General features: G+C 64.7%; 17 protein-coding genes. 2 read left to right on the top strand and 15 right to left on the bottom strand.

The genetic code is table 11. The annotated features are described in order from the left end of the window. Positions 1–49 precede the first annotated feature (49 nt). From BLU54_RS11780 to BLU54_RS23730, 13 genes are all read right to left on the bottom strand, one after another. Positions 50–796 carry an SDR family oxidoreductase gene (locus tag BLU54_RS11780; RefSeq protein ID WP_091908335.1) on the bottom strand — a complete coding sequence of 249 codons (747 nt, stop codon included), beginning with the start codon at positions 794–796 and terminating at the stop codon, positions 50–52. 182 nt (positions 797–978) lie between these two features. Continuing rightward, positions 979–2,199: an LLM class flavin-dependent oxidoreductase gene (locus tag BLU54_RS11775; RefSeq protein WP_091908333.1), complete on the bottom strand. Its 1,221-nt coding sequence runs from the start codon at positions 2,197–2,199 to the stop codon at positions 979–981. Beyond that, positions 2,189–3,046 carry an LLM class flavin-dependent oxidoreductase gene (locus BLU54_RS11770; RefSeq protein ID WP_170845129.1) on the bottom strand — a complete coding sequence of 286 codons (858 nt, stop codon included), beginning with the start codon at positions 3,044–3,046 and terminating at the stop codon, positions 2,189–2,191. The genes BLU54_RS11775 and BLU54_RS11770 overlap by 11 nt, the downstream gene beginning before the upstream one ends. Continuing rightward, positions 3,036–3,794: an SDR family oxidoreductase gene (locus BLU54_RS11765; RefSeq protein WP_211435341.1), complete on the bottom strand. Its 759-nt coding sequence runs from the start codon at positions 3,792–3,794 to the stop codon at positions 3,036–3,038. The genes BLU54_RS11770 and BLU54_RS11765 overlap by 11 nt, the downstream gene beginning before the upstream one ends. Beyond that, positions 3,791–4,750, bottom strand: a complete 960-nt coding sequence (locus BLU54_RS11760; protein WP_091908329.1) for an aliphatic sulfonate ABC transporter substrate-binding protein — start codon at positions 4,748–4,750, stop codon at positions 3,791–3,793. Before BLU54_RS11760 ends, BLU54_RS11765 begins: the two co-directional genes overlap by 4 nt. A 16-nt stretch (positions 4,751–4,766) precedes the next feature. After that, complete coding sequence (locus BLU54_RS11755) at positions 4,767–5,612, bottom strand: ABC transporter ATP-binding protein (RefSeq protein WP_091908326.1); 846 nt, start codon at positions 5,610–5,612, stop codon at positions 4,767–4,769. A 2-nt stretch (positions 5,613–5,614) separates the two neighbouring features. Then, positions 5,615–6,406, bottom strand: coding sequence for an ABC transporter permease (locus BLU54_RS11750; RefSeq protein WP_091908324.1), 792 nt, complete (start codon positions 6,404–6,406; stop codon positions 5,615–5,617). Continuing rightward, entirely contained in the window at positions 6,403–7,959 is a 1,557-nt protein-coding gene (locus tag BLU54_RS11745) for an acyl-CoA carboxylase subunit beta (RefSeq protein ID WP_091908322.1), read from the bottom strand. Before BLU54_RS11745 ends, BLU54_RS11750 begins: the two co-directional genes overlap by 4 nt. Further along, positions 7,956–9,266 carry a CaiB/BaiF CoA transferase family protein gene (locus BLU54_RS11740; protein ID WP_091908557.1) on the bottom strand — a complete coding sequence of 437 codons (1,311 nt, stop codon included), beginning with the start codon at positions 9,264–9,266 and terminating at the stop codon, positions 7,956–7,958. The genes BLU54_RS11745 and BLU54_RS11740 overlap by 4 nt, the downstream gene beginning before the upstream one ends. 14 nt (positions 9,267–9,280) lie before the next feature. Beyond that, complete coding sequence (locus BLU54_RS11735) at positions 9,281–10,006, bottom strand: GntR family transcriptional regulator (RefSeq protein WP_091908321.1); 726 nt, start codon at positions 10,004–10,006, stop codon at positions 9,281–9,283. Then, complete coding sequence (locus tag BLU54_RS11730; protein WP_091908319.1) at positions 9,999–11,432, bottom strand: aldehyde dehydrogenase family protein; 1,434 nt, start codon at positions 11,430–11,432, stop codon at positions 9,999–10,001. The genes BLU54_RS11735 and BLU54_RS11730 overlap by 8 nt, the downstream gene beginning before the upstream one ends. Positions 11,433–11,953: 521 nt before the next feature. Further along, positions 11,954–13,198 carry a cation:dicarboxylate symporter family transporter gene (locus BLU54_RS11725; RefSeq protein WP_407919416.1) on the bottom strand — a complete coding sequence of 415 codons (1,245 nt, stop codon included), beginning with the start codon at positions 13,196–13,198 and terminating at the stop codon, positions 11,954–11,956. A gap of 255 nt (positions 13,199–13,453) precedes the next feature. Next, complete coding sequence (locus tag BLU54_RS23730) at positions 13,454–13,663, bottom strand: hypothetical protein (protein ID WP_170845128.1); 210 nt, start codon at positions 13,661–13,663, stop codon at positions 13,454–13,456. Between the two features lie 19 nt (positions 13,664–13,682). Here BLU54_RS23730 and BLU54_RS11720 point away from each other — a divergent pair, with 19 nt between their 5' ends. Next, positions 13,683–15,368, top strand: a complete 1,686-nt coding sequence (locus BLU54_RS11720) for a carboxylesterase/lipase family protein (RefSeq protein WP_091908315.1) — start codon at positions 13,683–13,685, stop codon at positions 15,366–15,368. Positions 15,369–16,119: 751 nt separating this feature from the next. Here the strand turns inward: BLU54_RS11720 and BLU54_RS11715 are convergent. Beyond that, positions 16,120–17,001, bottom strand: coding sequence for an alpha/beta fold hydrolase (locus tag BLU54_RS11715; RefSeq protein WP_091908555.1), 882 nt, complete (start codon positions 16,999–17,001; stop codon positions 16,120–16,122). 2,397 nt (positions 17,002–19,398) lie between these two features. Here BLU54_RS11715 and BLU54_RS23725 point away from each other — a divergent pair. Further along, entirely contained in the window at positions 19,399–19,566 is a 168-nt protein-coding gene (locus BLU54_RS23725) for a hypothetical protein (protein ID WP_170845127.1), read from the top strand. A 10-nt stretch (positions 19,567–19,576) separates the two neighbouring features. Here the strand turns inward: BLU54_RS23725 and BLU54_RS11705 are convergent, their stop codons facing one another. Next, positions 19,577–20,515, bottom strand: a complete 939-nt coding sequence (locus BLU54_RS11705; RefSeq protein WP_091908313.1) for a ParB/RepB/Spo0J family partition protein — start codon at positions 20,513–20,515, stop codon at positions 19,577–19,579. Positions 20,516–20,517 lie beyond the last annotated feature (2 nt).

Genomic DNA, 20,517 nt, shown 5'->3' with positions numbered 1-20,517 from the left:
CGTCCGTGGAGGCCGGTCGGCGCGGGACGTCGCCCGGCGTGCGCGGCGCTTAAGCGACGGGGTCCGACTCGCCGACATAACGGCCGCCGTCGACGATGAATTCAGCGCCGGTGCTGAAGCGTGATTCGTCGCTCGCGAGGAAGGCAACGAGATTGCTGATGTCGTCCGGTCGCCCCGGTTCCTTGATCAACTGGTTCGGTCGTATCGGACTGTTCAGTCCGGCGGTCAGGTCGGTCACGATGCGGCCCGGGTGGATCGAATTGACGCGAATGTGATACGGCGCCAACTCGAGCGCCGACGCCTTGGTCAGGCCACGCACGGCCCACTTTGCCGCGACATAGCCCACGGTGTTGGGCAGCCCGAACATGCCCGCGATCGACGAGACGTTGATGATGCTGCCGCCGCCCGCGCGGATCAGCGAAGGACCGATGATCTTGGTACCCAGAAAGGTACCGTTCAGATTGACCCGCACGACTTCATCGAAATCCTCGAGCGAGGTGTCGAGCGTCGTGCCGAGTTTCTGGATGCCTGCGTTGTTGACGAGAATCGACACGGGCCCGAACGCTGCCTCGGCCGCCTCGCGCGCGGCTTGCCAGCTTTGTTCATCGGTTACATCGAGATGCACATAGCGCGCCGCGTCGCCCAGTTCGCGCGCAAGTGCCTGGCCCTGCTCGTCGAGCAGATCGCCGATCACCACCTTGCCGCCCTCGGCAACGAAGCGGCGGCTGTGCGACGCGCCCAGCCCCCGTGCGCCACCGGAGACGAATGCCACTTTTCCTTCGAAACGTCTGCTCATCTTCAAACCTCGGATCGATTATGTCGTTGTTGCATGCTTGGGGTGACGCTTTTGCCGGATGAAGTGCGGCCATGCCGGGCAGCGCCCACGCGGCGCAACCCGATCATCACCGGGTGCACCACAGCGAGCTTGGCGCGGCCGCCATGCCGCCAGTACACCGTCGGCGCAGCGCCGTCACGTCGTCAGTGGTCGTGCAGCGTCAGTCCGAGCCGCTCGCGCAAGGTGATTGCCGACGTCGGCTCGCGCAGCAAGCCGCGTTGCGCCAACAGCGGGATGACACGGTCGACAAAGACGTCGAGATCGCCAGGCAACGCGTGTGGCATGATCATGAAGCCGTCGGCCGCCTCGGCCTCGAACCACTCCGCCATGTGCGTTGCGATGGTCTCGGGCGCGCCGGACACCGCGACGTGGCCACGGCTGCCGGCCAGCAGGTTCAGCAGCGCACGTATCGTTTGCGGCCGCTCCCGTTCGATCAGGCCGGCAATCACGCCGAAGCGGCTTTTGATCCCCTCGAATTTCTCGATGTCGCCCAGCACTGGCGGCAGCGGTCCATCGAGCGGCATTCCGGCGAGGTCGACGCCGAAGCCGGCCAACCAGGCGAGCGACGCCTCGGGTGCGATCAGCCCATCCAGCGCCGCCTTGCGCTGCCGCGCGTCGGCATCCGATGCGCCAAGCGACGGACTGAAGCCAGGGATCACCTTGATGCGGTCCGGGTCGCGACCGTACGCCTGCGCCCGCTCCCGTAAATCGCTTCGGAAGGCCTGCGCGTCGGACAGCGTGTTCTGGGCAGTGAAGACGATCTCCGCGTAGCGCGCGGCGAAGTCGCGCCCCTGCGGCGACGAACCTGCCTGTACCAGAACGGGCCGCCCCTGGGGCGATGGCGGGATGCCAAGTGCGCCCGCTGGTCCCTGTCGCCACAATGCCAGCACGTCCTCGACGAGCGCCCCGCCACGCGCATAGCGCTCGGCGTGCGGTACCGGTTTTTCCTGCCCGAAGTTCGCACTGGCCTGCGGTTCGCCATTGGTGACGATGTTCCACGCCGCACGGCCCGCACTCGCCTGATCGAGCGTCGCAAACGTGCGCGCGATCTCTTCCGCGGAAGCGAACGTGGCGGATCCGGTCGCAATCAGCCCGATGGTGGCGGTCGCCGCCGCCACCCCTGCCATCAGCGTGATCGGGTCCAGTTCCCAACGCGGGCTGTAGCGGACCCCGGGGTAGTAGACGAAGAAGTCCGCAACGAACATCGCATCGAAGCGGCCGCGTTCGGCGGTGCGGGCAATCTCCTGGTAATAGGCGATGTCCCGCAAGCGCGTCGGCTGCGCATCGGGCAAACGCCAGGCCGCCTCGTGATGACCGGTGACCAGCGCGTTTACCAACAGGATCATCTTCCGGTCATTCGACATCGTGCGTCTCCCCGGTGAGGGGCAAGGGGATTTGCCAGCGATCGCGCAGCGTGCTTGCCGCGGTACCGAGCGCTTCCGTCGACTGGCGATTCAGCGCAGCGAGCTGCGCGGGCCAGCGTTCCGGCTGATCGGTCGGCACGAGCAGGTAGTGCAACGGTCTAGCGTCCGTCCGCGTGCCGCGCGGCCGCAACGCCTTGCAAGCAGCCCAGCCATCCGCGGCCTGTAGCGCACCCGCCGCTTCCCCGCTGCGCAGATCGGCGTCGACGCTTACGCCACCGTCACTTACGGCATCGTCACTTACGGCATCGTCACCCGCTCCGTACAGCACCGGGTGCCGTTGCGGCGGACGGGGAATGTCCAACGGACCCGCCACCGCGAAATGTTCTCCCGCGAAATCCACCCGGCGAACGCGCGCGGTGTCGACGTAAAGGCCCTCGCGCTTGTCGAAACGATGGGCGTCCGGCAACCAGCTATCCCACAACGCCCGAAGCACTTGGGCATACTCGGCGCGCTGGGCCCGATTGTCATGGACCCGCACGCGCCATCCGGCCCGGCCGCCGCTGATGTGATCGAGCGCCGCGAGGCGGCGCGCCGCCGTGTACGGCGGTGTGACGAGCGGATCGATTTCAGCGACCAGCCCGATGCGGGCAGTCGTCGATGCCAACGCCGCCAGCGCCGTGATCGGTTCCAGCGCGCCAGGCCCGGTTTCGACGAGCACCGCGGCCCAGCCACTGCGCTCAGCCGCATGCACGCTCGCCTGGAGGTCGGCAAACGATGCGCGCGCGCTTGCCGGTACCACGAAATGCAAGTGAGCCGCCTCTGACAAGGCCCGCGGATCAGTTGGCAAGGAAACCTCCATCGCACGGGATGATCGCGCCGTTGACATAGTCGGATGCCGACGACGCAAGAAACACGGCCAAGCCTTGCACGTCCGCCGCTTCGCCCCAGCGTCCCGCCGGGATGCGAGACAGGCTGCGCGCCACCGCGTCGTCGTCGCGTTGCAGTGCGTCGGTCAATGCAGTCCGCATGAAGCCTGGCGCGATCGCGTTGACCTGAACCCCGAACGGCGCCCACTCGTTGCACAGCGACCGCGTGAGTTGGGCGATGCCACCCTTGCTCACACCGTACGCCACCGCGCCATAGGAGCCGACGAAGCTGCGAATCGACGCAAGGTTGATGATCTTGCCGCGTCCTCGTTCAATCATGCCGGGCGCGATGTGCTGGCTCAGCAGGAAGGCGGCCGTCAGGTTCAGCGACAGGGTCGCCTCCCATTCGGCGCGGCCGTGGTCCACTGCTGCCGCGCGGAACTGGTGGCCGGCATTGTTGACCAGCACGTCGATTCGCCCATCGAAGCGGCGCAGTGCCCGGTCGGCGGCGCTCCGCACCGCCTCGGGCTGCGACAGGTCGGCCTGCAGGGCAAAGGCCGGCTTGTTGCCCGGCGCAGTCGCGTCGGATGGGCGGACGTCGATGATGCCGACCTCGGCACCCGCGGCGGCGAGTGCCGCGGCAATCGCCGCGCCGAGACCCTCCGCGCCGCCCGTGACGAGCGCTCGCCGGCCGCCGAGATCGAAAGCAGCGGGGCCAAACACGTTCACTGCCCCTTCGGGAGGTCGATGAAACTATCGATATCCAGCGGATTGCGGATCAGGCGGTTGTCGAGCAGGAACGTCACCGAGCGCTTCAACTCTGCGCGGACCGCCGCGTCGACCGGCGGCACCCAGACCGAACGCGTGAACGCAACCTGCGTCTGCTCGGGCGTGAGACCGAACACCGGCGCAAGCTGCTTCGCGGCGGCCTGCGGCTGCTGGCGCAGGAATGCGGCGCCACGTTCGATCGCACGCAGGTAGGCCTGCACGTATTGCGGGTGCTGTTTGAGGATCTCCGCGGACGCGATGATCGGATTGAGGTTGCTCTTCAGACCTTCGCCGGTCTTCAGTACCCGAACCTTGCCGGTCGTATCCAGGCGCACGAAGACCGGATCCCACACCAGTGCGGCATCGATATCCCCCTTGAGCAGCGCGGCGCCCATGTCTTCGAGGCCCAGGTTCACGAACTGGACATCGGTCAATTTCAGTCCGGCGCTGGCCAGGATCAACACGAGCAGTTCGTGCACGTTGCCGCCACGGAGCGTCGCAACCTTCTTGCCCTTCAGTTCGCGTACGTCGTGGACCGGCGAATCGCTGCGGACCACCAGCGCCTGCGCTTGCCCGCCCTTGTAGGACAGGCCGATCATCCGATCGTCGATACCCGAGGCATGTCCCACCAACGCGGGTGTATCGCCAAGGGCGGCAATGTCGATGTTGTGCGATGCCATCGCTTCGTTGACCGGCGGACCGCCGGCGAACTGCACCCACTTCACCGAGACGTCGGCTTGTCCCGCGCGACGCAGCTCTTCCTCGATCCAGCCGTTCTGCTTGGCGATCAGGCTGGCGGAATACGGCACGAATGGCATGAAGCCAACGCGCAGCGTGTCGGCTGCGTGGCTGACACGCGCGCCAAACAGCAGGACGAAGGCAACCAGTGCCAGAAGACTGCGAAATAACCCCTTCATCTCATTTCCCCGATTGCTACGATTGTGATTCCCCGGACGGGACGTCCTGGGCGTGACGGAAGAACTGCTCGTAGAGCGCGATGCGTTGCCGGCCGAACGCCGGGTCGGCGCGGTCGCGAGGGCGTGGCAGGCTCACCGGCACCACCGCGCGCACGCGGCCCGGGCGCGCCGACAACACGACGATGCGATCGCCGAGATACAGTGCTTCCTCGATATCGTGGGTCACGAGGACGGTCGTGATGCCCTCGCGTGCCTGGATTCCCAGGAATTCGTCCTGCAGTTGCATCCGGGTGATCGCATCCAGCGCGCCGAACGGTTCGTCGAGCAGCAAGACCCTCGGTCCATGCGCCAGGGCGCGGGCGATCGCGACGCGCTGCGCCATGCCTCCCGAAAGCTGCGCCGGCCACGCTCCGCCGAAGTCGCGCAGGCCGACCCGCGCGAGCACGTCGTTCGCCACGCGCCGTCGTTCCGCCGGCGGCTCACGGTGCATCGCCAGTTCGACGTTCTGCCGCACCGACATCCACGGCACCAGTCGGTGATCCTGGAATACGAAACCTCTGTCGAGCCCCGCGCCGACGACCGTCGTGCCACCGACTTGCACATGCCCCGTATCGGCGCGCTCCAGCCCGGCGATGATGCGCAGCAACGTGCTTTTGCCGCAGCCGCTGGCACCCAACACGCACAGGACCTCGCCGGGCGCGATGTCGAGATCGATATCGCGCAACGCGTCGACCGGCGTGCCGTCGGCGCCGACGAACGACTTCGACAGACCGCCGAGATGCACGGCGACGCTGCCTTTCGGCGCGGCATGTGCACGGGCAGCAGACACCGGCACTGCATTTGGCAAAGCGAGTTCTTGCATGGTCAGAGTCCCGAAAACTGCGTGCGCCAGCGCACCAGGCGCTTCTCGGCATGGCGCAGCAGATCGTCGGTGAGCTTGCCGAGCACACCCAGGACCAGCATGCCGGCCAACACCAGATCGGCTTGCGACATCGCTCGTCCATCCATGATCAGGAACCCGACGCCGCTCGATGCAGCGATCAGCTCCGCGGCAACGACGCACATCCACGCCATCGCCAAACCCAGCCGCAATCCGCTCAGAATCTGTGGCAGCGCGCCAGGGATCACGATCTTGCGCACGAACAACGTGCGCGGCAGCTCCAGCACGCCAGCCAGTTCCACGTAGCGACCATCGATCTGACGGATCGCATCGACAGTCGAGGTGAGGATCGGGAAGAACGCGCCGAGCACGATGATGAAGACCTTGGCACCCTCATCGATGCCGAACCAGAGGATCGACAGCGGTATCCATGCGATCGGCGGCACCGGCTTGAGTATCTGCATCAACAGGTCGACCAGCCGGTTCAGCGGACGGAACAGTCCCATCGCCACGCCAAGCGCGATTGCCAGCACTGCCGCAATCGCATATCCCTCGATCACGCGCACCGCACTGGCCTGGACGTCGCGCCACAGCTGTCCGGTCGAGGCCAGATACCAGACGGTCTGCAGTACATACCAAGGCGATGGCAGCAGGGTCGGCGAGATCAGCTTCAGCGACGAGCCGAGCTGCCAGAGCGCGACCAGCGCAACCGGCAGGACGAGCGCAGTGGCACGGTCGGTGAACCCACGCGACGAACGGCGGCCGGGACGTTTCATCGTTGATCTCCACGAGGCAACAGTTGGGCGAGCGTCGTCTGCATTGCCGAGACGAAACGACAGAGATAGCGACGCGTGTCGCGCGGATCGATGATGTCCTCCACACCGAAGGCCTGTGCGGTGGCCCACGGCGAGGCCAACTCGCGAAGCTGCGCCTCCAGTTCGGCACGCCGCGCTGCGGGATCTGCAGCGCCGGCGATTTCACGGCGGAATGCGACGTCCACGCCGCCCTCCACCGGCAGCGAGCCCCACTCCGCCGACGGCCACGCCAGCTTGAGGCCGAGCCCGTTCTTCTCGGTCGTCGCCATGCCGCCCATGCCGTAGCATTTGCGAATCACCAGCGTGATCTTCGGCACCCGGGCCCGTACGCCCGCGGCGACCGCCTCCATGCCCGCGCGCAGCGTACCGTCACGCTCGGCCTGCACGCCGACCATGAAGCCGGGCATGTCGACGAAGAAAATCAGCGGGATGTGAAAGGTCTCGCACAGCTCGACGAAGCGCTGCTGCTTGCGCGCTGCCGTGACGTCGAGCGCGCCGCCGCCGCGTTGCGGATTGTTCGCGATGATGCCCACGACATGCCCGCCTAGCCGCGCCAGTGCGCAGATCAGCGCCGCCCCATGCGTCGGCTGCGGTTCGAACATCGAGCCGTCATCGACCACCATCGCGACAAGAGCCCGCATGTCGTACGGCCGGCGCCTGTCCCGCGGCACGATATCGAGCAGCCGATCGTCGCGTCGCGCCGGCGGATCGAGCGGCGGCAGCGAGGGCGGCAGCGCGCCGGTGTGCTGAGGCATGTAGCTGAGGAAGCGCCGCACCACCTCGAATGCTTCTTCCTCGGTGTCGACCGCGCAGTCGATCGTTCCCGCAGTGTCCACCGCCACGCGGCTGCCGCCGAGGGTTTCACGATCGGGCTCGGTGCCGAGGGAGCGCGCAACCACCGCAGGCCCGGTGCAGAACACCTGGCTTTGCCGACGCACCATGACCGAGAAATGAGACAGCACCGCGCGGCCGGCCGGGCCGCCCGCGGCCGCCCCCAACACCGCACTGACCACGGGTACGCGGCCGAGCAACGCCACGGAACGTTCAAAGCCATGCACACCGGGGAACACCGTGTGCCCGCGCGACAGCGCGCCTTTCACCGATCCGCCGCTGCCGTCGATCAGGTTGACCAGCGGCAGCCGATACTCGTAAGCCAGGTCCTCGACGAAACCGCCCTGCCCGCCCTTGCGGCGATCGCCCGCCCAACTCACGCCACCGCGAATCGTGAAATCCTCGCCCCCGACGGCTACGTCCCGTCCGGCGATTCGCGCAAGTCCCATCACATAGGGCGCCGGCGCAACCGTTCGCCCATCGTCGTCAGGCGCGATGGCATGGCCAGCGAGCTTGCCCACCTCTTGAAACGACTCCGCATCGACCAGGGCCGCGATGCGCTCCCGGATCGTCAGGCGGCCCTTGGCGTGGTGGCGATGAACGGCCTCGGTACCGCCGAGCAGTTCCGCCCATGCGTGGCGCCGCGCCAGTTCCTCGACTTCATGCGACCAAACCGCACTCATGAACGTCCTCCTTCCAGCAACACGGTGCCGCTCGCGGCCAGCGCCGCGATTTCGCTTTCCGACAGCGCGAGGACCTCGCGCAGCACGCGTCGGCTGTCCTGGCCGACCGCCCCCCCGCTGTGTCGGATCGTGCCGGGCGTCGCGGAGAGGTTGGGCAGCGGCGCGGCCAGCGTGACTTCGCCAAGCTTGTCGTGGGCGACGCGCCGCAACATCGCGCGGGCCTCGAAGTGCGGATCGGCAAACACATCCGCCATCGAGAAAATGCGCGATGCGGGGACCTCGTGACGATGCAAGCGGGCCTCGACGTCGGCGAGCGGCAGCGTCGCGCACCACCGCGCGATTTCGCCGTCCAGCGCGTGCTGATGCTTGACGCGCTCTGGCGCACGACTGAAGCGCGCATCGGAGGTCAGGTCGCTACGCTCCATCGCCTCGGCAAGTCGGCGAAAGACCGCATCCGCCATCGCTGCCAGCACGATGTAGCCACCGTCAGCGCACACGTAGAGGTTGTTCGGCACGCTGCCCGGCAGGCTCGACCCGGTGCGGGCTGGGATCGTGCCGTGCGCGGCAAAGGCAGGCACGAACGGCTCCATCATGCTGAATGCGCTCTCGTAGAGCGCCGCATCGACGCATTGCCCGCGCCCGGTCGTGGCACGCGCCAGCACCGCGAGCGTCGCGCCCCAGGCGCCATACAACCCAGTCAGATAATCGGTCATCGAAACCGCGACGCGGGCCGGCGGGCGATCGGGATCACCCGTCATGTGCCGAATCCCGCTCGCTGCTTCGCTGATCACGCCATAGCCCGCACGCTCGCGATAAGGACCGGTCTGTCCGTAGCCGCTGATGCGCACCATGATCAGCCGCGGTGCCACCTTGCTCAACGACGTGTAGTCGAGTCCCCATTTCTCCAAGGTGCCGGGACGGAAGTTCTCGACCACGATGTCGCTTTGCAGTGCAAGGCGGCGCACCAGCGCTTGCCCCTCCGCGCAGCGCAGATCGACTGCCAGCAGGGATTTGTTGCGCAGCAGGCTGGCCGCGTACAGCGATACGCCGGCCTCGTGCTCGCCCATGGTGCGCAGCGGATCGCCTTCCGGCGGTTCGACCTTGATCACCTCCGCGCCGAAATCGGCGAGCAGGCGCCCGCAGAATGGGCCGGCAACGGTGGATCCCAATTCGAGCACCTTCAGGCCCTGCAATGGCAGGTTTGGTCCGCGAGGGACGTGGCGCTCGCCCGCGCCCGTGTCGTGGGTCGCTTCGTGGGCGGCTTCGTGAGTGGCGGCCCGGATGGCATCGTGCAAGTCGGCAGTCATGTCGCGCGGCACCGTCACAGGACGAAATTGCGATAGCGCACGAACCACTCGAGGCCGCTGCGCATATTGGCCTTGCGCAGCGTCTCGGCGGCTTCGGCGTCGCCACGGTACAGGGCGTCCAGCACGGCACGATGTTCGAGCAACGCCTGAGCGCCCCGCCCGGGCAGGATGATGATGCGACGAGACAACGCGTTGATCTTCTCGCCTATGCTGTCGAGCATGTCTCGCAATGTCCGGTTGTTCGCCGACTCGATGATTTTCAGACGGAAGGCCTGATACCCATCCGCGAAGGCGTCGAAGTCCCCCGTTTCGACAAAGCCCGGCATGGCATGCTCGAAGCGCTCGACGAACGGCTGCCAGACCTCGGGCGTGGTGTTCTGGGCGGCCAGGCGCGCGCACATGCCCTCAAGCGGTTCGCGCACGGCGAAAATCTCGACGATCTGTGCGAAGTCGAGCCGACTGACCACCGCCCCCTTGTTCGGGACCCGTTCGATCAGTCCGCGCAGCGCAAGCACGAGAAAGGCATCGCGAACCTGCGTGCGTGACACGCCAAACTCTTCGGCGATTTCGCCTTCGCGCAGCACGGCGCCGGGCAGCAGGATCTGCCGCGCGATCCGGCGACGCAGTTCGACCTCGATGTCGTGCGCCCGTGCGACGCGCGGCGCGGACGCCGGCGTTGCTGCGTCGTCATGCGAGGAGAGCTCGGCGGCACCGCCCCGGGACAGCAGCGTCTCACTCATAGCGCTGCACAACCGTTTTGATCGCGGTGAGCGCTTCGAGCGCGGCCAGGCCTTTCTCGCGGCCGTGGCCGCTACGCCCAAAGCCGCCGAATGGCAGTTCGACGCCGCCGCCAGCGCCGTAGCAGTTGATGAAGACCTGGCCGCTGCGCACACGCTGCGCGACACGCGTCTGACGCGAACCGTCCTGCGTCCAGACGCCGGTGACCAGCCCGTAGGGTGTCGCGTTGGCAAGCGCCACTGCATCGGCCTCGTCATCGAAGGGCAATGCGCACAGCACCGGCCCGAACACTTCTTCGCGAGCGATAGGGTGATCGCGCGGCACGTTTGACAACAGTGCGGGCGCATAGAAATAGCCTCGACTGTCCGCGTCCGCAGCGATGCTGCCGGCGGCAACCTGTTGAACACCGTCGCCGCAGGCGCGCGCCACGAAAGCACGGACGCGATCGAGTTGCGCTGCATTGATCAGTGGACCGCAGGCATGCCCGCCCGAGGGGGGGCCGACTGTGAGGTCCGAGAAACGCTCGGCGACCCGCTCAAGCCATTCGGCGTAGCGCGAGCGCGCGATCAGCAGGCGGCTGCCAGCGGAACAGGTCTGCCCGGCGTTCTGAATGATGGCATTCACGATGCTCGGCAGGGCTGTCTCGATGTCGGCATCTTCGAAAAGAATCTGCGGCGACTTTCCGCCCAGTTCGAGCACGCAAGGCGTGTGATGGCGGGCCGCCGCCTGTTGTATCAGGGTGCCGACTTGCGGCGAGCCGGTGAACGTGATGAAGTCGATATCGGCATGTGCCGCGAGTGCGCCGCCCGCCTCCTCGCCCAGACCTGTCACGACGTTCAGCACGCCGGGCGGCAGACCCGCCTCCAGCAAGAGCTGCGCGAGTCGCAGCGAGCTGAGACAAGCATCTTCAGCCGGCTTCAATACGGCTGCGTTGCCAACCGCCAATGTCGGCGCAATCGTGCGGGCGAACATGACGGCTGGATAGTTCCACGGAATGACGTGCGCGGTCACGCCCACCGGCTCGCGCCGGGCGATCGCCGTGTGTCCGGGGAGAAACGGAATCTCGGCGCCCGCGAACTTATCGGCGGCCCCGGCATAGAACTCGAAATACCGTGACACGACGTCGAATTCGGCACGCGCCTGCACAAGCGGCTTGCCGGTATCGCGTGACTCGACCGCGGCAAGCTCGTCCGCGTGTCGGGCGACAAGCACGGCCATGCGCGCCAGCAAGCGTCCGCGCTCCGCCGCCGACCATTGATGCCACGGTCCTTCGAAGGCAGTGCGCGCGGCGCGGACGGCATCGTCCACGTCGACCGCCATGCCCCGCGCCAGTTGCGCGAACGGCGCTCCCGTGCACGGGTCGGCGACGTCGAGCGACTGGCCTTCTCTTGAGGCCCGCCACGTACCGTCGATCAGCAATGTATCCATGTCCCAGGTCCGGACGGCGTGCTCGCACACTTCCCGGACGTTGCGTCGTCATGGCGTCAACTGTACGAGCGCGGCGCGCGCAGCCGAACCAATTTAAGCAGGAATGCATACACGTCTTGTTCATAAGACGAATCGAGATTGCATACAATCTCGTCGACAATTCCCGTTGGCTGTTCCGGAATGTGACGTAACGTAGCGCCGCTCGATCGCCGTCGTCTCGACCATAGAAAGTCGCATGCCGAGCGGTACAACTGCCGTCGGCGGCGATGCGCTGCAACATGAGAGCCTTGAGGGAGGCGTGCACGGCGCGCGTGTTGCCACCTCGCGCGCGTATGCGAACGGAACGGCTGAGGCAACGGCAGCGCACGCCTCGAGTTGTAGTGTCGCGCGCCGTTTCGGACGGCGCCGGCCGCCCTGGCCCCGCGCTATGGCGCCGTCGCGCTGCTCACACCGAATACCGGAAGACGGCAGACGTCACCGGGTGGGCGGTGACCACGGGCTTGCGGGCGCGTCAAACGGATCTACGCGCGTCGGTTGCTTGGCGCCGGCGAATCATCGGGAAGCGGACGCGCGTCGACGTCGCGCAGCGCAAGCGACAAACGTTCGCGGTCGCAAGCGTCCTCCCATAAAGCGACAAAGATCACCGCACAGGCGTTGCTGATCACGCTGGTAAGCGCGCGCGCCTCCGACATGAAACGATCGATGCCGACCAGCAATGCCACGCCGGCTACCGGCAGATCAGGCATCGCGGTCAGCGTCACCACCAGTGCAATCAAGCCGCTGCCTGTGACGCCGGCCGCGCCTTTTGACGTCAACAGCATCAGGCCAAGCAAGAGCACGATTTGCGACGCGCTTAGCGGCAGGTCGCACGCTTGCGAAATAAACAGGCAAGCCAACGTCAGGTAAATGGCGGTGCCTGACAAATTGAACGAGTAGCCCGCTGGCAATACCACGCCGACAACACCCTTCTCGCAGCCAAGCGCTTCCAGCTTTGCGATCAGTCTCGGCAGCGCGGGCTCGGTCGACGAAGTCGCGAGCACGATGAGCAGTTCCTCCCGGATGTAGCGCAGCAGACGCCACAGCGAGAAGCCATGGACACGCGCAAGCGTCGCCAACACGAGCAGCACGAACAGCACGCACGCGACGTATAGCGAGGCGATCAGCATCCCGAGCGAACCAATGGAACGAATGCCGAAACAACCCACCGTGAACGCCATCGCGCCGAACGCGCCCAACGGCGCGAGCCGCATGATGAGCGCTATCACGCGGAAAAACGCATCCGCGACTGCGTCGATCAGGCCAAGCAGCGGTTGCGCAGCGCGTGGCAAACCGTTCAACGCCGCACCGAAGAGGACCGACACCAATAAGACGGGCAGCACATCGCCCTTTACGAATGCCGCCGTTACGGTGTCTGGAATGATGCCCAGCAGCACTTCGGTCAGCCCGCTTGGGGGATGCTGGCCAAGCAGCGGCGCGAGGCTGCGGGTATCGAGACGGTGTAGATCGACGTGCATGCCGGCGCCGGGATGCAGCACATACGCTACGGCAAGGCCGAGCAACAGCGCAACCGCCGTCAGCCCATAGAACAACGTCAGTGCCTTCGCGATCGTGCGTCCGATCGTCGTGCCGCTGCCCAGCGATGTAATGCCCCGCACGATGGTGCAAAAAACGATCGGTGCGATGGTCATGCGAACGAGGGCGATGAAGCCATCGCTGAGCGGTTTGAGTGCTACGCCGGTCTCCGGCCACACATGACCCAGCACCATGCCGAACAGTGTCGCGAGCAGTACCTGCGCGTAGAGCGGGCGGAACGGCCGCAGCCATTTCACGATGCCGTCCCGCACGCGGCAGCAGCGCGATTGATGCACCGGCCGGTCCCGACCGTCCCCTGCCTTGCAGCGCGCCGGCATGGCGGCGCACTACCGGCCCTGCTTCGATGCATGTCCGTCAATACGGTCGGCAACGCGCACCCGCAGGTGCGTGCCAAGTCGGCTTTCATTGTCCTCGTCTCCTCGCACCGGTCAGTCGGTGCCGGTGCCGGCGTGGGCCGCCGGCTCTTGTTCCCGGGCGGCCGTCCGATGGCAACCGCTGGTGGCGTACTCGCTGGCGCGCCACTGATACGAGAGGCGCATCGATTCATATGTTTTTTGCAATTTACCTCGGACGAGACACGCGCCAGACTCGATGTCGCACAAACCGGGCGTTTGATCCGGGCAGTCCACGTCGTTCATACAATCAGGGAGACACCTCATGCCGATTCGTCCGAAAGCGCCACGACCTGGCACGCGCGGCCGTCCAACCACGCATCCCGAAACGGATAGCCGTCTTGTGGCCAACCGACGCGGCGACAACGCTCGCCCCGGACGCCGGCTCGGCAACGGTTCGACGATGCCGTTCCGGCTGGCCTGCGTGGCGGCGTCGCTGTCGCTACTGAGTCTAACTGGCTGCGGCGGATCGGCCGTGCCGACCGAGAGCGCAAACGCGGCGCCGATCGTTGCGCTGACATCCGGCAAGGTCCGGGGATCTGGCGACGATATTGTCTCATTCAAGGGCATTCCGTACGCAAAGCCGCCGACCGGCGCGCTGCGCTGGACAGCACCGATCGACCCCGAGCCTTGGACAGGCGTGCGCGATGCCAGCGCCTTCGGTCCGGAATGCATGCAAGCCGGCACTGCGGCGATGAGCGAAGACTGCCTGTTCATCAACGTTTGGGCGCCGAGATCCGGCCTCGCCTCCACCCGTAAGCTGCCTGTGCTGGTATGGGTCTACGGCGGCAGCTTCACCAGCGGCAATGGCAACGTGGATGGCAGCGTCGTCGCCAATCATGGCGCCGTGGTGGTCTCGATGAACTACCGGGTGAGCACGATGGGCTTCATGGCGCATCCGGGGCTGTCGGCCGAGTCGGCGCGCAAGGTCTCCGGCAACTACGGGATCCTCGATGTCGCGCAAGCGCTCAAGTGGGTAAGGGCCAATATCGCGCAGTTTGGCGGCGATCCGACCAACGTGACGATCTGGGGTGAATCCGCGGGCGCCAGCGTGATCACGACACTGCTTTCGTCCCCTGAGTCGGCCGGCCTGATCGATCGCGCCATTCTTGAAAGTCCAGGGTCGTGGCGACACTGGAAGTCGCTCGCCGCCGCCGAACAGGATGGCCTGGCACTGGGCGCCGACATCCAGGCATTGCGTGCATTGCCTGCCACTCAAATCCCGGTGATTCTGAACCCCGGCGGCGGCGCGCAGATACGCGCGCTTGCCGAACCGCGCGTGATCGGTCCGGTTCAAGACGGCGTAATCCTACCGCACGAAGAGCGCGTCCAATTCGAAGGCCATCGCGCCACGCAGGTGCCGCTCCTGGTGGGCAATAACACCGACGAGGGCTATCTGTTCACCAACGGGTACACCATCTCGACCGTCGATCAGTATCGAAGCTATCTGTCGGATCCGGCGATTTTTGGTTCGTTCGGCAACCAGGCCTTCTCGACCTATCCGGTAGACAATCCGGCGCAGATTGCCTCGGCTATCGCATTGAGTTTCGGCGACGATCAGTTCTGGTTCGGCGCGCGAGGTATCGCGCGTCTCTACGCCGACGCTGGCCTGCCCGTTTATCGCTATTACTTTACGCGGAAGCAGCTGGGCGGCACCGGCAGCGACGCCCATCACGGCGACGACGTCGCCTATGTCTTTGGAGACGCGAAACTGTCCGCGGCACCCTATACGGCCGACGACGTGCGCATCTCGAACGAGATGATCGATGCGTGGGTCCGCTTCGCAGCGACGGGCAATCCAAACGGCGGCGCGATCAACGACTGGCCCAAATACGAGACAACGACCGAGCCGGTCTACCAGATCGACGCGTCGCAACGGATCGTCAATGGCCCGCGCAACGCGCAGCTGGACTTTATCGCCAAATTCGATGCGTCGATCCCGGCCGACTGAGCGTGCATCGGGGGCCAGCCGGCCGCGTTGGGTGCGCCTGTGCTTTGCAGATGGGCAACCCGGCCGGCGGCATCGTGGTGCATCGAAGCAGCAGTCGACCGATCGGTGTTCGCCAAGATAGCCGCGCCACGACGCGCTCCGGGCATGGGTCTGAGGTCTGAGGTCTGAGGTCTGAGGTCTGAGGTCTGGAGGGCTGGAGGGCTGGAGGGCTGAGGTCTGAGGGGCTGCGGGGCGGCGGGCGGCGGGCGGCGGGGCTCAGGGGCTCAGGGGCTCAGGGGCTCAGGGGCGCTGGAGGCGCGCGCGGCATCGGCAAGAAGCGATTCGGCGTTGCCCGCATTGATTCCGACCACTTTCACCTGTTGCATGGGTACGGCGTGAATGAATAGACGCGCGGCGGCGATCGTGCAGACTCGATTACCGAACCGACCCATAAGCAACGCATTTGCTCCGGCCGAGCGAAATCGCCAGCGGCTAGCGCCGCATTTCGGTAGGAGTCGCCCTGCCCTACCCTGGTAGGCACCGAATGCCATCGCGGGCAGCGGGCTCGGCCGCCTGCGGCCGCGCCGGTTCAGACGCCCTTGCTTACCGAGAACCGAGACTATCCAATTGCAAGCGAGGTGCAAGCGATCGCCGCAAGGGCGTGTTCCCGCCACGTTCGGCCATGTGCTTCATCCCACCGCCGACATTCATCGGCGTCGGCATCCGTCGCTGGGACGCGTTGTCGACCGACGCATCGCGTAGAACTGGAGTATCACGACGCGAAGAATCGCGCCATTTCTTCCGCGATCCGCTCGGGCGCCTCTTCCGCAAGATAGTGTCCGCACTGGACAGCGTCGCCCGACACGTCGCCGGAGGCAGCGCTGCGCCACAACGAGAGAACGTCGAAACATCGACCCACGACGCCGTGGTCGCCCCACAAGACGCGTAATGGTGCGACGATACGTCTGCCGGCATCGCGGTCTGCGCGGTCGTGCAGCAAGTCGATGCCCGCAGAGGCCCGGTAGTCGCTGCAGATCGCCGAAGCCGTACCGGGAATCGCAATGCAGCGTTCGTACTCACACATGGCTTTGTTCGAGAAGACTGCCAACCCTGCGTGACGTCGACCCATCACATCCCGGAGATAGGCGATCGGATCCGCTTCGATCAGTCGCTCCGGCAACGGTGCAGGCTGAATCAGAAAGAACCAGTGCCAGTACGCGCGCGCAAATGCCTCGGTGGTCTGCTCATACATGTCGAGCGTCGGCGCGATGTCCAACAGTAGCATCCGCTGGACATGAGCGGGATGGTCCAACGCCAAGCGATGAGCAACGCGGGCGCCGCGATCATGGGCACCTACCGCAAAGCGATCGAAGCCGAGCCGCTTCATTACTCCCACGACATCCGCCGCCATCGCACGCTTCGTGTGAGCGCCGCTGTCAGCCCCCGGCGAAGGCCGATCCGAATCTCCGTAGCCCCGTAGATCAGGCAACACCACTGTGAACCTTTGCGCCAGCGTCGGCGCAACAAGGTGCCACATCGCATGCGTCTGAGGGTGCCCATGCAGCAAAACAAGCGGCGGCCCTTCGCCGCCGACGCGGACATGCAGCCGGACGCCATTGACCACCAATTGCCGGCTCTGAAAATTGTCGAACATCATTGCTGATAGCCCTGCCATGGGCGACTTATGAACCTATAGGCCTTCATTGAGTGCCATTACGCTTCTCCGGACGCTGGATCGGCAAACGGCATTGCGATTTGTCGCGGCAGAAGGCGTCGAAACACGACATGAACACTCAAACCACCGAATAAGTCTGATAATTTTTATAACCCACCTTTTATTGAAGTGGGGTAATTGCGATTAACTATCTATCGATGGGAGATTTATCTAACAAAAACAACCGTTTATGCGTCTTTCGCTGCTTCTCAGTGTAGACCGGAACGAAGCAATTTGGAAGCTCTATCAGTCACCTTGGCTTTTCAGGCAGGTCGCTCCTCATATTTGCCTGAGAGTGCGTGAGAAACGGCGCCGGCGCTCGCAGTACTGTGAGGCGCCCTGCACCACTATCTACTGCGCACCGGTCTTGCGCCGCAGGTGCGAAATCGCCCCATTATCTCGTCTCTTGACCGAGTTCAAGCCGACCGCGACGGATCATTCGACGAGGTCTCGCCAAGCCCGCATTCCGCCGTAAGTCATCACGCCCGAAGGCCGAACGCTAACGGGGATAGACGTGCTACGGGTAGGTGGAGACGAGCTGGCACTACCGGCGGGCGCAACGGGCCTGTCCTTGGGCCTGTCCTTGGGCCTGTCCTTGGGCCTGTCCTTGGGCGTGGACGCTTCATGCAGCTCAGCCAGTTTCGCTATGCAAAGTGCAATCGGTCTGCCCTTCGTTCTGCTGTCGATGACAAAGAGGAGGGCCACCCATGGCAATTTCGCCGCGGTCGGCATTACCGCATACGCTGACATTGGATGCGCGCGGTTACCAGTTTGGTGCTTGCCTCTCGCGGCTGTCCCTCACATGCACCACGACGCCATAACGGCTCGGATGCTGATAGAACGATCATCCGGCGGCGCGACCGGTCGACCGCGCTAACGGGCAGCTATCGATCAGTTGTGATATTTGGTGGATAGAAGAACATCGCCTTACTGACCGGACGCCACGATCGCAGCGCCAACGCATATCCTTCTCGCTGGTTTCGACACGTGAATCTAGCGACTTCGCCGTTTAATGCTTCGGTGCATGTTCCATGAGTCTGGCCGCCGAGCCATGCTGCCATGGGTTGTGAATACGGTCTTGAAACTTGACGTCGGTCCAAGACGCTCGCTACATACGAATCTATTGGATTGCCGCGGCTTTACACAACGGCCTCCACAGATGCTCACGATGGAGCCAAGCGACCGAACGCCGTGTTTTCTTAAATGGTGTCCTTGCGTTCACCCGGGTGAACAAGGCAGGCGGCGTCTCCAATGTCTTGTTCCGAATCGCGACAGACGCCCAGCGCTGCCGGCGATCGATATCGGCATTGGCACGCGCGGTTGGGCCGCATAAGAACTATTGCATCCGCAGACTAGCCTCATTGGACCTAGCGCACTGAGCGCAACGTGCTAATCGGGAGCTGGCTGAGCAGGCCCAGCTGACCAGTTGATGAGGCCGGCCTCGGCCCTTGAAATCGCTGGTCGCACGCATGAAGCACGGTCGGTCCCACGGGCGACGCGCCGCGCCGATAGCGGCGAGCTCCTAGGCTTTCTGGGCAACGACGACGGACCAGCCGAGCTGACTACCAACCGGTGCAGGCCGACGACTTATACCCGATACCTAGTCGGTAAGCGCGTTTGGGAAATAGCGGGGTCCATAAGGTCCGTGATGTCGCCGGGGCGTAGCACATATAAACGCGGCGTGTACGAGGCGCTGATTGCCCCGGCCGTACCGGCCAATTACGCTGGAACGTCGTGCGGCGGAGCAAGATGTCCGGCGCTGAGTGCCAGCGACTCAGGTATATGGGCGCGCAGTGACGCCGAACTAGGAGGACGACTGTTCACCCGGGTGAACTATTGGAGCACCGCAGTCCAGAACCGATCAACCGTCCTGGAGAGCGAACCGTTGCAATGGTGAGGCAGTTCGCCGACCTTCAGCGTGAGTGGGACCGAACAAAGCTCGGCCAGTTGACCGCCTCTTGGCCTCCTGGCCTCCTGGCCTCTTGGCCTCTTGGCCTCTTGGCCTCTTGGCCTCTTGGCCTCCTCGCCTGCTGGCCTGCTGGCCTGCTGGCCTGCTGGCTTTCTGGCTTTCTGGCTTTCTGGCTTTCTGGCTTTCTGGCTTTCTGGCTTTCTGGCTTTCTGGCTTTCTGGCTTTCTGGCTTTCTGGCTTTCTGGCTTGCTGGCCGCCGAGCGTTCCACTGAAATGCTGGCCCGTCCGTTTGCGTTTGTAGCACTGTCGCGCGCCATGCGTTGGTCGAACGGCACGTTTGGGCTTGCGACACTTTTCGGCGACTCGGTCTCCACTCGACAATCTATCTGCCGCCGCGTTCACCCGGGTGAACCAGAGCGGGAGAAGACATGGCCGATAACGATCGCGCAGGCGCGCAGTGCGACATTCGGATCGCGGCGCCGATTGCCAGAAAGCCTCGGTCGCTGGCAGAAGTCGCGGCACGAAACCGCGCCACGAGTGACGGAATCCAACCGGAAAAAGAAAAAGGAGGCTACGCCTCCTTGCTGTCTATGTAACGCGATGCCTCTAGAGGCTTTCGAGAAATGCTCGCAAGCCGTCCATCTGCTCTGGTGTCAGCCGCCGCTTCTGCAAAGTGACGGTTATCGCCCGCTCGTCCTCCTGCAAGTGACCGAAGTGAAAGTTCACCCGGGTGAACTGTTTCGTCTGCTCGTTCAACAGCGCTTGGAACACTTCCTTGGCCGGGAGGGCCTTACCTCGAACCTGCTTGGCGGCCTGCAATACCGCAGGCGCATCTGCTTCAAGTACCTGCCTGAGCTTCTCGGCCCATTTCGGTTGGATCTCGTTCGGGTTGGAGAATGCCTCCACCACTTGGCGCGGCAAGTCCGCCAACGCGCTATAACGACTGACCAGCCCCTTTGTTTTCCCCAGCACTGCAGCCAGTTCGGACCAGTTCTTGTATAGCTTCAGATCAATGGCGCGTCGATAGTGAAGGGCGAGCTCGTAAGCAGACAAGTCTTCGCGGCGGTCGTTCTCCCGACTCATCTCCTCGAACAACTCTTTGTCCGACATGTCTTCCTGGATGACAGCTGACACCCCAAGGCCCAGTTCAAGACAGGCCCGATGTCGCCGGTGCCCGAACACCACCTCGTACTCGTCCTGTCCGACCGGCCTAACCTTGATAGGCTGAACATTGATGCCCGCGGTACGAATATCTTCCTTCAACGCGTGGAACGCCGGCCCCTCGAACGAAAGGCTGATCCGATTGGCAAAACGAGAAGGGCGAATCTGTTCGGGACGCAGCGTACGAACTGGCAGTGCGCCGTCGTACAGCGCAAGCTTCTTCTTCGTCTCGTCGAGGTCTTTCTCAACCCGCTCCAACTCGCCCGTGAAATCCGTGACTGCGCTCATCGCCAGTCGGGGCGGCCGCCTACTCAATCGGGGCGCAAGTGCCGGATCGAGTGCCGCAGCGGCGAGACGTGCAGCCTCCTCTTTCTTGTTGCTCATTG

It is taken from the genome of Chitinasiproducens palmae (genome assembly GCF_900095735.1).
Lineage (GTDB): Bacteria > Pseudomonadota > Gammaproteobacteria > Burkholderiales > Burkholderiaceae > Chitinasiproducens > Chitinasiproducens palmae.
Note: the sequence above shows the minus strand (reverse complement) of the source record. Positions and strands in the feature narration are given on the sequence as shown.

What these genes read in the sequence shown, in the direction of transcription:
- BLU54_RS11780 (WP_091908335.1), bottom strand. Translation starts at nt 796, where the DNA reads ATGAGCAGACGTTTCGAAGGAAAAGTGGCATTCGTCTCCGGTGGCGCA.
- BLU54_RS11775 (WP_091908333.1), bottom strand. Translation starts at nt 2,199, where the DNA reads ATGTCGAATGACCGGAAGATGATCCTGTTGGTAAACGCGCTGGTCACC.
- BLU54_RS11760 (WP_091908329.1), bottom strand. Translation starts at nt 4,750, where the DNA reads ATGAAGGGGTTATTTCGCAGTCTTCTGGCACTGGTTGCCTTCGTCCTG.
- BLU54_RS11755 (WP_091908326.1), bottom strand. Translation starts at nt 5,612, where the DNA reads ATGCAAGAACTCGCTTTGCCAAATGCAGTGCCGGTGTCTGCTGCCCGT.
- BLU54_RS11750 (WP_091908324.1), bottom strand. Translation starts at nt 6,406, where the DNA reads ATGAAACGTCCCGGCCGCCGTTCGTCGCGTGGGTTCACCGACCGTGCC.
- BLU54_RS11745 (WP_091908322.1), bottom strand. Translation starts at nt 7,959, where the DNA reads ATGAGTGCGGTTTGGTCGCATGAAGTCGAGGAACTGGCGCGGCGCCAC.
- BLU54_RS11740 (WP_091908557.1), bottom strand. Translation starts at nt 9,266, where the DNA reads ATGACTGCCGACTTGCACGATGCCATCCGGGCCGCCACTCACGAAGCC.
- BLU54_RS11735 (WP_091908321.1), bottom strand. Translation starts at nt 10,006, where the DNA reads ATGAGTGAGACGCTGCTGTCCCGGGGCGGTGCCGCCGAGCTCTCCTCG.
- BLU54_RS11730 (WP_091908319.1), bottom strand. Translation starts at nt 11,432, where the DNA reads ATGGATACATTGCTGATCGACGGTACGTGGCGGGCCTCAAGAGAAGGC.
- BLU54_RS11725 (WP_407919416.1), bottom strand. Translation starts at nt 13,198, where the DNA reads ATGGTGCTGGGTCATGTGTGGCCGGAGACCGGCGTAGCACTCAAACCG.
- BLU54_RS23730 (WP_170845128.1), bottom strand. Translation starts at nt 13,663, where the DNA reads ATGAACGACGTGGACTGCCCGGATCAAACGCCCGGTTTGTGCGACATC.
- BLU54_RS11720 (WP_091908315.1), top strand. Translation starts at nt 13,683, where the DNA reads ATGCCGATTCGTCCGAAAGCGCCACGACCTGGCACGCGCGGCCGTCCA.
- BLU54_RS11715 (WP_091908555.1), bottom strand. Translation starts at nt 17,001, where the DNA reads ATGTTCGACAATTTTCAGAGCCGGCAATTGGTGGTCAATGGCGTCCGG.
- BLU54_RS23725 (WP_170845127.1), top strand. Translation starts at nt 19,399, where the DNA reads ATGGCCGATAACGATCGCGCAGGCGCGCAGTGCGACATTCGGATCGCG.
- BLU54_RS11705 (WP_091908313.1), bottom strand. Translation starts at nt 20,515, where the DNA reads ATGAGCAACAAGAAAGAGGAGGCTGCACGTCTCGCCGCTGCGGCACTC.